General features: G+C 59.0%; 8 protein-coding genes. 1 reads left to right on the plus strand and 7 read right to left on the minus strand.

Translation table 11 applies throughout. From position 1 onward, the window contains the following. The 3 genes from gloA to A3714_RS15245 form a co-directional block, all read right to left on the minus strand. The coding region (gene gloA / locus A3714_RS15235; protein ID WP_063527197.1) for a lactoylglutathione lyase at nt 1–345 on the minus strand (345 nt) is incomplete at its 3' end. A gap of 419 nt (nt 346–764) precedes the next feature. Continuing rightward, on the minus strand, nt 765–2,168 hold the full coding sequence (locus A3714_RS15240) for a YncE family protein (RefSeq protein ID WP_063508902.1): 1,404 nt from the start codon (nt 2,166–2,168) through the stop codon (nt 765–767). A 200-nt stretch (nt 2,169–2,368) separates the two neighbouring features. Further along, on the minus strand, nt 2,369–3,592 hold the full coding sequence (locus A3714_RS15245; protein WP_062816899.1) for an argininosuccinate synthase: 1,224 nt from the start codon (nt 3,590–3,592) through the stop codon (nt 2,369–2,371). A gap of 202 nt (nt 3,593–3,794) precedes the next feature. Between A3714_RS15245 and rnt the strand changes: the two genes are divergently transcribed. Beyond that, nucleotides 3,795–4,463: a ribonuclease T gene (gene rnt, locus A3714_RS15250; protein WP_062816898.1), complete on the plus strand. Its 669-nt coding sequence runs from the start codon at nt 3,795–3,797 to the stop codon at nt 4,461–4,463. Between the two features lie 121 nt (nt 4,464–4,584). Here the strand turns inward: rnt and A3714_RS15255 are convergent, their stop codons facing one another. From A3714_RS15255 to A3714_RS15270, 4 genes are all read right to left on the minus strand, one after another. Beyond that, complete coding sequence (locus A3714_RS15255; RefSeq protein WP_062816897.1) at nt 4,585–5,187, minus strand: peroxiredoxin; 603 nt, start codon at nt 5,185–5,187, stop codon at nt 4,585–4,587. A gap of 184 nt (nt 5,188–5,371) precedes the next feature. Then, a complete protein-coding gene (locus A3714_RS15260) occupies nt 5,372–6,097 on the minus strand; it encodes a PepSY-associated TM helix domain-containing protein (protein ID WP_062816896.1) in 726 nt (241 codons plus the stop codon). Between the two features lie 167 nt (nt 6,098–6,264). Beyond that, complete coding sequence (gene grxD / locus A3714_RS15265) at nt 6,265–6,597, minus strand: Grx4 family monothiol glutaredoxin (protein ID WP_062816895.1); 333 nt, start codon at nt 6,595–6,597, stop codon at nt 6,265–6,267. Between the two features lie 163 nt (nt 6,598–6,760). Next, the gene (locus A3714_RS15270) at nt 6,761–8,959 is read right to left on the minus strand and encodes a TonB-dependent receptor domain-containing protein (protein WP_063508699.1); all 2,199 of its coding nucleotides are present in this window, start codon (nt 8,957–8,959) and stop codon (nt 6,761–6,763) included. Nucleotides 8,960–9,085 lie beyond the last annotated feature (126 nt).

Genomic DNA, 9,085 nt, shown 5'->3' on the forward strand with positions numbered 1-9,085 from the left:
GTCTTCCACAAAGGCCAGAATGGTACTGCCATGTTTCATGGGGCCGGGTTCGCGGGTAATGCGCCCACCCCGTTGGCGAATACGTTCACAAGCAGCGTACACGTCGTCCACCGCCAGGGCCACATGGCCATAGCCATCACCCAGATCGTACTCGTGCTGATCCCAGTTAAAGGTCAACTCCAGCACCGCGCCCCGGGATTCCGGCTGATAGCCCACAAAGACATTGGTGAAGCGGCCTTCCGGGTATTCCTTGCGGCGCAACTCCTTCATGCCCAGCACCTCGGTATAGAAGGCCACGGACCGATCCAGATTGCCCACGCGCAGCATGGTATGCAGGATTCGCATTGCTTGCTTCGCTCCTGATATCAGCAAAATTCAGCGGGCACGGAGCCCCAGCTATCTACAGGGCGAATAGTGGTGGCAGAGGGGAGGATTGACAATGAAAAAGTGGGTTTACGGAGGGGAACACTGTAAAACATCCAGGTAATCGCCGCTCATGGCAGACAGTCTGGACGTTATCCCGCCGCAACAACGTTACTGGCAGCGCGAACCGTGATATCGACAAAGCCACTGCAGGAGTTCCTCTCGAGGGACGAATCTGCGCCGAACCGAATCTTGGATCGGCGCTTGGGGCTATTTCCACGCTGATGCGTGGATCGTCCCTCGAGAGGAACGCCTACAGCCGCTTCGTTGTAGACTGGCGGGCATTGCGGCGATCGCGCCGCCAGCGCCGCCCCGACGGGCAACGCGCTATGCATCGCGATTCAGGGCAGGAACAGGCTGCCCTGCGCCTCGACCCATGCCTCCGGCACACTCCCCTCGCGGATGCGTTGCGGATGATCCCCCACGTCCACGCGAGCCACTTCCTGGCCGGTCTGATAGTTGAACACGGACATCTGGTCGGTCCCGCTCCAGGACACATAGCAGTGATTGCCATCGGCGCTGGTGGTCACCCAGTAGGGTTTCTCGCCAATGCCGGTTTTCAGTTGGTGGGAGAAATCCTCGCGATTTACCAGGGCCACGTAATCACTCATGGTCCCCGCCACACACAACGTCGAATCATCTGCGCTCATGGCGATGCCATGGTGGGCGGAATCATTCACGTACAGTTCCCGTGGCAGTCCATTGGTCAAATCCGGCAACTCGGCCAGACGCAGCACTTTTTCTTCCTGCATGTCGTACTCGATAAACCCGTGCAGGAAGGACAGCTGGAAGTAGAAATAGCGCTCATCGGCAGTATGTGCCATGGGCCGCACCGCCGTGCTGAGATTGCCATAACCGGCCTCTGCCAGGTCTTTTTCCAGATCCAGCTGCTTGATGATTTCCAGACTATTGGCATCCACCACCTGGAACACCCGCTCGCCCTTGGTGGCATCCAGCAGGTTCTGCCCCAGCAGGCCGTCAGTCAGGTCACCGATCAGTTGATTGTCCAGGGGCGTGTAGACGGTGCCGATACTGGCATGATAAATCCGCTCACCGTCCTCGGAATAGATATTCTCGTGGGGGGAATCTCCCGACGGGAAACGGCCGAGCTCCTCGCCGGTTTCCACATCCAGAATGTGCACCACGTTGCCGGTGGAGGCGGATACCGCCACCTGGGTGCCATCCGGTGACAGGGCCATATGGTCAGACCGGTAACCGTCCACCTCAAAGCGCCAGGCGATCTCGCCACTGACCACGTCGATGGCCACCACATCCGCGTAGCTGGGCCGGGACACGATCAGCAGGCGCCCATCCGGGGAGCTGTACATGTCGTCCACATACTGGTGGTTGCCCTCACCGATCAATACCCGAATACCCTGAAAAAACAGCAGATCGAGGGGATTCAGGGCAATCGCTTTTTCCCGTTCCTTCTGGTCCGGAATCCCGCTGATACGACCCAGGCGCTGGTAGCTGGCCGCATCGATTACATCAATCACGCCTTCCCAGTTGTTGCCCACGAAGATCACCGACCGTGGGCCGTCTTCAGTCTCTTCCGGCACCTCCTCAGCCACCTCATCAGGCGTTTCCTCCTGCTGTGGCGCTTCGCGCTGGGCCTCATCGACACCGGTAGAGGCAGGTGTTGCAGAATCACTGCCCCCGCCGCCACAGCCGACCAGTAATGACGCGGTCAGCAAGGTCAGAATCCCCAGATCCTTAAAGGAAAAACGGTATTGCCCGATAGTCATGGCAAGCTCCTCGATCAGCCTGTTGTTGTAAGAATGTTGCTGCTCTCAGGCTAATTGAGACTACCGTGCAAATTAAATGCCTTTTCCTTGTCGTTATGTAACCGCCAATCCCCTGCAACGGGCACAAAAAAACCGCCGCAGCCTGCCGGCTGTGGCGGTTTTTTGGGGGTCAGCTCCGGGACGGGAAACGCCCGGAAGCCTTAACGCAACTTGCGGCCGTTCTTGGCGGCGATACGCAAGCGCAGGGCATTCAGCTTGATGAAGCCTTCCGCGTCCTTCTGGTCGTACGCGCCAGCATCGTCTTCGAACGTGGCAATAGACGCGTCGAACAGGCTGTCATTGTCTGAACGACGCCCCACCACGGTGGCATTGCCCTTGTACAGTTTCATGCGCACTTCGCCATTCACGTGTTCCTGGGTGGCGTCGATGAGCTTCTGCAGGGCCAGACGCTCCGGGCTCCACCAGTAACCGTTGTAGAGCAGCTCCGCATACTTGGGCATCACGGAGTCCTTCAGGTGCGCGGACTCGCGATCCAGGGTCAGGGACTCGATGGCACGGTGAGCCGGCATCATGATGGTGCCGCCCGGGGTTTCGTAACAGCCACGGGACTTCATGCCCACATAGCGGTTCTCGACGATGTCGAGACGGCCGATGCCGTTGTCGCCACCCAGCTTGTTGAGCTTGGCCAGGACCTCGGCAGGGCTCAGACGCTCGCCGTCGATGGCCACGATATCGCCCTTCTCGTAGGTCAGAGTGATGTAGGTAGGCTGGTCCGGCGCCGCTTCCGGGCTCACGCTCCAACGCCACATGTCTTCTTCCGCTTCCCACCAGGGATCTTCCAGGTTGCCGCCCTCGTAGGAGATGTGCAGCAGGTTGGCGTCCATGGAGTACGGGGATTTCTTTTTCTTGCTGGAGAAATCCACCGGGATATTGCGCTCTTCGCAGTACGCCATCAGCTTCTCGCGGGAGTTCAGATCCCACTCCCGCCAGGGCGCAATCACCTGGATGCCCGGGGCCAGGGCGTAGGCGCCCAGCTCGAAACGCACCTGATCATTGCCCTTGCCGGTGGCGCCATGGGAGATGGCATCCGCACCGGTTTCTTCGGCAATTTCCACCAGTCGCTTGGCAATCAGCGGGCGAGCGATGGAGGTACCCAGCAGGTACTCACCCTCGTAAATGGTGTTGGCGCGGAACATGGGGAATACGTAGTCGCGCACGAATTCTTCGCGCAGGTCTTCAATGTAGATTTCCTTCACGCCCATGGCTTTTGCCTTGGCGCGGGCCGGCTCCACTTCTTCGCCCTGACCGATATCGGCGGTAAAGGTCACCACCTCGCAGTCATAGGTATCCTGCAGCCATTTGACGATAACCGAGGTATCCAGGCCACCGGAATAGGCCAGTACCACCTTGTTGATCTTGGACATTGAAAGACTCCGCATGTGAGAGGCCCCGGTATCAGGCGCCCCCCGGTGAATCGAGGCCGCGTATTGTACCCGCCCTGCCCGGCTGGCGTCATCTCCGATCCACTTTCTCGCCTGTTGCCCCTGCAGGCTTTCCGGTAGCATAGCCTCCTCTCGCAGCCGTCACTGACGGCAAGACGGGATTCGTGTGTCTGATGGAGTGATCATGAATGATCAGCACCCCAGCCTGGCGCTGCGGTTTCGGGGCTTTTTGCCGGTAGTGATTGATGTGGAAACCGGGGGCTTCAATGCCCAGACCGACGCGCTGCTGGAAATTGCCGCCGTGCTCATTGATATGGATGCCCAGGGTTATCTGCGCCCCTCCACTCGCATCCAGTTTCATGTGGACCCTTTCCCGGGGGCCAATATCGAACAGGCGGCACTGGATTTCACCGGCATTGACCCGGACAACCCGTTACGGGGTGCCGTGCCCGAGGAAACGGCCCTGAAAGGCGTATTCGAACCGGTGCGCAAGGCAATCAAACAGCATGGCTGCACCCGCGCGGTGCTGGTGGGGCATAACAGCTTTTTTGATCAGGGCTTTCTGAACTCGGCATCCGAACGCGCCGATATCAAACGCAACCCCTTCCACCCGTTCTCCAGCTTCGATACCGCCGCCCTGGCCGGGCTGGTATATGGCCAGACCGTACTGGCCAAGGCCTGCGAAGCCGCCGGCATCCGCTTCAGTCAGCGCGAGGCCCACTCGGCGCTCTACGATGCCACCCGAACCGCGGAGCTGTTCTGCTCCATGGTCAATCGTTTCAAGGACCTGGGCGGCTGGCCACCCCCGCCGCCGAAGGATATGCCGCCGACGCTGGCGAAGCAGCTGGATTAATGCGGCCTGACGTCGGAGGTCAGAGGTCGGACGACAAAAGCGTCTGACGTCAGACATCCGACGTCAGACACACAAAAAAAAGGGGCGCCATTACTGGCGCCCCTTTTTTTTGTGCTGTCTATTACAGCTTGTCTGCATTACCAGACAGGTACTCGGCCACGCCGTCCGGGGAGGCGTTCATGCCGGAATCGCCTTTCTGCCAGCCCGCCGGGCACACTTCGCCGTGCTCTTCGTGGAACTGCAGGGCGTCAACCAGACGAATCAGCTCGTCCATGTTACGACCCAGCGGCAGATCGTTAACGATCTGGCTGCGTACCACGCCGTTCTGGTCGATCAGGAACACGCCACGGAATGCCATGCCACCTTCGGATTCCACGTCGTAGGACTGGGCAATGCCGTGGTTCATGTCAGCGGCCAGGGTGTATTTCACCGGACCGATACCGCCTTCGTTCACCGGGGTGTTACGCCAAGCGTTGTGGGTGAAGTGGCTGTCGATGGACACACCGATTACTTCCACGTTGCGCTCTTTGAACGCGTCCATGCGGTGATCCAGAGCGATCAGCTCGGAGGGGCAGACAAAGGTGAAGTCCAGCGGGTAGAAGAACACCAGACCATACTTGCCCTTGATGGCTTCGGACAGGGTGAATTCGTCAACGATGCTGCCATCGCCCAGTACTGCGGGAACCGTAAAATCAGGTGCAGGTTTACCTACCAGAACGCCCATTGCTTCTCTCCATTATGACTAGATTGACTCTCCGGCACGTCAGGGTGCCGGAACCAACATTGAATCCGAGCAGCGATAGTACAACGGCTACCGTCGCGCTGCATGGCACTATCATGGGGATTATGGCCATGCTTTCAATAGGCAGGCCGGCCAATGTCCGTGAATTCGGCCTCAGCCGTTCAAATTATCGCCGGCTACGGGCCCAGACAAGCGCTCCCGTGAGCGCCAGCACCACCAACACCAGGGCCGCCAGATCCATCAGCCACTGCCCGACCCGCCCGAAAAGACGCCCGGCATGGAGATCCTGCAACAATCGCTGCCAGTTCAATGCCGCCGGCACACTGGCCGCCTGCAAATCGGACAATATTGTCGATGGTACCGGAGTCAAAGGAGCAGGCTGCCAGTCCCCCGAGGGCGCCCCCGCGCTGCCGAGCCTGTCCGGATCAAACTGCAGTAAGCGATTATCTGTCTCCAGGATCAGTGCCCCTGCCGCCACTCCCAGACGGGTAAAGGCTGGCACGCCCTGGGCAGGCCGTAGCCGCTCCACCAGTTGCTCTCCCTGCAACAACAGCAACTCACCGCCACAGCCGGCCATAATAAGCCCCTGCACCGCCACCGCCCCCTGAAACGGCGACGAACAGGCCGCCACAGCACGGCCATCCACAAAGAGTCGCTCTCCGGCCTGGGCGTACCAGTGCCCGTCCACCGGGCTACCATTGATCTGCTCCGGTATCGGCACACCGTAGCTACGTGCCAGGGTGGGCGGCAGCGGCTCACTGGCCCAATCCAGTGACTCCACATGATTGAGCAGAATCCCGGTGACCGACAACACCAGCACCGGCATGGCCACCAGCAGGCCCAGCCAGCGATGCCAGCGACGCCATCCACCTGTGGGTTTGCGTTTTTTCACCGGGTTTCCTCGCGACGGCGAATAATCCGCTTCGATTGTAGGCGCTACGGCAGCGGAGCCAACACCGGGATCATCCCACTGGCTGAGCGAAAGTGTCAGGCCCGCCCCAACGCCGGACACAAAAAAACCCGGCGCGAGGCCGGGTTTTGTCAGACGCGACGACGGTATCAGGCGTTGTCGTCGGCATCCACGGCGGCGCCGTCCACCAGCTCCTTGAGCTGACCGGAACGGTACATGTCCATGATGATGTCGCAGCCGCCGACCAGCTCACCGCCCACCCACAGCTGCGGGTAGGTCGGCCAGTTGGCATATTCCTTCAGGCTCTGGCGGATTTCCGGCGCCTCCAGGATGTTCACATAGGCAAACGGCTTGCCGACAGCGGTCATGGCTTCCACCACCTGGGCGGAAAAACCGCACTGGGGAAACTGTGGGGTGCCCTTCATGTAGAGGATCACCGGGTTCTTTTCGATCTGGTCTTTGATGACCTGGATAACATCCATACTGACTACCTGGCGGTTTGGGGTGTATTAGCTGTGGTTGGCCACCATTCTACCACTGTTGGCCCTGCCCCTCCCAGATGGGGCCGTGGCATTCCCCCTTCAAGGGGCGCCACCAACAGAAAAGGGGGCCGAAGCCCCCTTTTCCTTGCTACAGGCACATTGCTCAGAAGCGCACTTTCATGCCCAGGTAGCCGGTACGCGGCTGGTTCGGACGGGCGCCGGCAGGGGAACGGGAGACGATTTCCTGATCGTCAAACACGTTGTTCACCTTGGCATACACTTCCATATCGCTGTTCACCTGATAAGTGGCTACTACATCCGCGACCACATAATCGCTGGTGCGCTTGAAGGTGGTCACTTCACCCGGGCGGTCACAGGAGTTGTCGATGCACATGTTGCCGGTGTGGCTGACGGACATCAGTGCGGACCAGGCCGCCGGCTTTTCCAGGCCGAAGGTCAGGCTCGCCAGATGCTCCGGCAGGTAGGCCAGCACATCGCCGTCCAGCACAGACAAGTCATCCGCATCCTCGGTGATTTCGCCATCGGTGTAGGTGTAGGTAAGACGCACCGGGGCACGCAGGCCGCTGTCGCCTTCCCAGACCACACTGTTCAGGCCCACTTCCAGACCCTGCACTTTGGATTCACCAAAGCTTTGGGTACCGGAGTCATTCCCGTTCGGGCACGGATTCGCGATGGAACAGTTCTGGATAGTGTTTTCATAGTCGCTATAGAAAGCGATTACGTCCGCACTGAAGTTTTCCTGCCAGTAGCGGAACCCGGCCTCGTAGTTGACGCTCATTTCCGCGTCAGTACCGTTCTGGGCAGAGGCCCCGGCCGGTGCAAAACCCTGGTGCACGCCAGCGAGAACGGACCAGTTATCATCAAGTAGCCAGGTAGCACCCAGTCCTGCCATCAGCTCTTCGTTGCGGTTGCTTTTTCGCCAGTTCACATCTTCCACATTACGACCGGGATCAGACCACCGCTTGGCATCGGTCTCTACATTTTCGTAACGCAGTGAGCCGGTGACGATCACATCACCCAGGTAGGCATGGTCCACAATCCAGGCAGAGATGGCATCGGCATTTTCGACCCGGTTATTACTGCCCGTCGCTGCCGTGGTGCTCTGATACACCAGGCTACCGTTGGTCTGGTTATAAACATCCACCGGCTGGAAGCGGTCGACTTCGTCTTCGTGGTAACGGGCACCCACTACCAACTCATGCTTGATATCGCCAGTCGAGAAATCGTAACCCAGCTCGGACTGAATGCCCTGGGAGGTGTACTCGCGATTGTTGTTCTTGAATTCCAGGCCGGTGGCATCAGCATCACCACGCAGAACCGCCTGATTAACACCCCCTGAGGTGTTGGCAGTGTTCACATAGGACGCGATGCTGGTGCCATCAATTTTGTCCAGTTTGAACCAGTTGCGCTGAAACTCGTTCCGGTAAGCCACCGTATTGAGAGTGGCATTGTCATCAAGGACCAGGGTATGGCGCAGTGAGATGGCATCACGGTCGTTGTCCATCTGATCGATGTCGGTCATGCCGTAACGGCGGTTGGCATCACGCTCGAAATCCCGGTCGGTCAGGCCCAAATAGGTTTCATCGGACACTTCACTGGAATGCTCCAGTTTCAGCTCAAACGCTTGCTGAATATCCGCAGTTTCCGGGGCCTGCCAGCGCAGCTTGGCCACGTAATCACGCTTGTCGAAGCCGCTGTCGCGATTGGAACGGTCGATGTCCTTGAAGCCCATGGTGCGCTGCTGGTGGGCTTCCAGCATGAAACCAAACTGGCCTTCGGTGGCACCGTAGTAGGCGTGAGCACGCTGGGCGCCGTCTTCACCGCCTTCCACATTGACCATGCCGGAGGCACGGTCAGGAATCGGCGTGGACAGAAAGTTAATGGCCCCACCCACGGTGAAGGGGCCATAACGCAGGGTATCCGGGCCTTTCAGCACTTCAATACCGTAGAAGCGACCGGCGCTGGGGAAGTAATAGGCCGCAGGGGCAGCGTACGGCGCCGGAGCTATCAGCACCCCGTCTTCCATCAGAGAAACCTTGCTGGAGCGGTCGCGACCGGAACCACGGATACCGATGTTCGGACGCAGGCCGTAACCTTCCTCTTCCTGGAAGTACACGCCGGGCACATCCCGCAGCATGCGGTGCACATCCGTGTCTTCCTTCTTCTCCAGGTCTTCGTTGGACAGCACGTGAGCCGAACCACTGATGCTGAAGGTGTTCTGGCGATCCCCGATAATCTCTACCGGCTTCAGTTCGTTGGCCCGGTCAGCAAAAGCCGGAGCAGCCACGGCGGCCACGGCAGACGCGATGGCACAGCAAAGCAAGCGACGCTGTAAAAGCATGTTTGTTCCTTCCCGACGCAAATGACAAAAATGTAAAAATCGTAAGCGCAGAGAAGATACAGCGAAAACGAATCGATATCAATTCACTATCATTCTCATTTACATTCCGTATCGCAATACCCACCC

Source organism: Alcanivorax sp. HI0007 (genome assembly GCF_001635525.1).
Classification (GTDB): Bacteria; Pseudomonadota; Gammaproteobacteria; order Pseudomonadales; family Alcanivoracaceae; genus Alcanivorax.

Bases quoted from the DNA above. Each gene is read 5' to 3' on its own strand.
- A3714_RS15255 (WP_062816897.1), bottom strand. From the start codon at position 5,187: ATGGGCGTTCTGGTAGGTAAACCTGCACCTGATTTTACGGTTCCCGCA.
- rnt (WP_062816898.1), top strand. From the start codon at position 3,795: ATGAATGATCAGCACCCCAGCCTGGCGCTGCGGTTTCGGGGCTTTTTG.
- A3714_RS15240 (WP_063508902.1), bottom strand. From the start codon at position 2,168: ATGACTATCGGGCAATACCGTTTTTCCTTTAAGGATCTGGGGATTCTG.
- A3714_RS15245 (WP_062816899.1), bottom strand. From the start codon at position 3,592: ATGTCCAAGATCAACAAGGTGGTACTGGCCTATTCCGGTGGCCTGGAT.
- A3714_RS15270 (WP_063508699.1), bottom strand. From the start codon at position 8,959: ATGCTTTTACAGCGTCGCTTGCTTTGCTGTGCCATCGCGTCTGCCGTG.
- grxD (WP_062816895.1), bottom strand. From the start codon at position 6,597: ATGGATGTTATCCAGGTCATCAAAGACCAGATCGAAAAGAACCCGGTG.